This is a genomic window from Vibrio sp. S457-15 (genome assembly GCF_000960545.1).
In the GTDB taxonomy this organism is placed as follows: domain Bacteria; phylum Pseudomonadota; class Gammaproteobacteria; order Enterobacterales; family Vibrionaceae; genus Vibrio; species Vibrio parahaemolyticus.
In genome coordinates this window covers 1-417 of the sequence record NZ_JYOQ01000176.1, presented here as the reverse complement: position 1 = coordinate 417, position 417 = coordinate 1, and the positions used below count along the sequence as shown (strand labels likewise).

1 protein-coding gene is annotated in these 417 nt (G+C 45.8%); it reads left to right on the top strand.

All coding sequences use genetic code 11. The features are described from left to right. Window positions 1-339: nucleoside transporter C-terminal domain-containing protein (locus tag UF05_RS19585; RefSeq protein WP_048852679.1), on the top strand; the 339-nt coding region annotated here is incomplete at its 5' end. Window positions 340-417 lie beyond the last annotated feature (78 nt).

Genomic DNA, 417 nt, shown 5'->3' with positions numbered 1-417 from the left:
CCTGTCGCATGGTTGTTAGGTGTGCCAGGTGAAGATGCGATTACGTCGGGCTCGCTTATCGGTAACAAGATCGTGGTGAACGAGTTTGTTGCTTTCATCCAACTAGCCGAAGTGAAATCTCAGCTAAGTGCTCACTCTCAAGCTATCGTGACTTGCGCACTGTGTGGTTTTGCAAAGATCTCTAGTATGGCAATGCTGATCGGCGGATTGGGTTCCTTGGGACCAGAGAAGCGTGCATTTGTTTCTAAGCATGGTTTCCGCGAGATTATTGACGGCGTTATGGCGAACTTGATGAGTGCTTCTATTGCGGGTGTGACTTTAAGTCTGGAATTGAAATAGATATTTAAAATTAGCAAAAAGGCCCCTTGCGGAGCCTTTTTCGTATCTCCAGATTGATGTTATTGATCAGTATGGAAC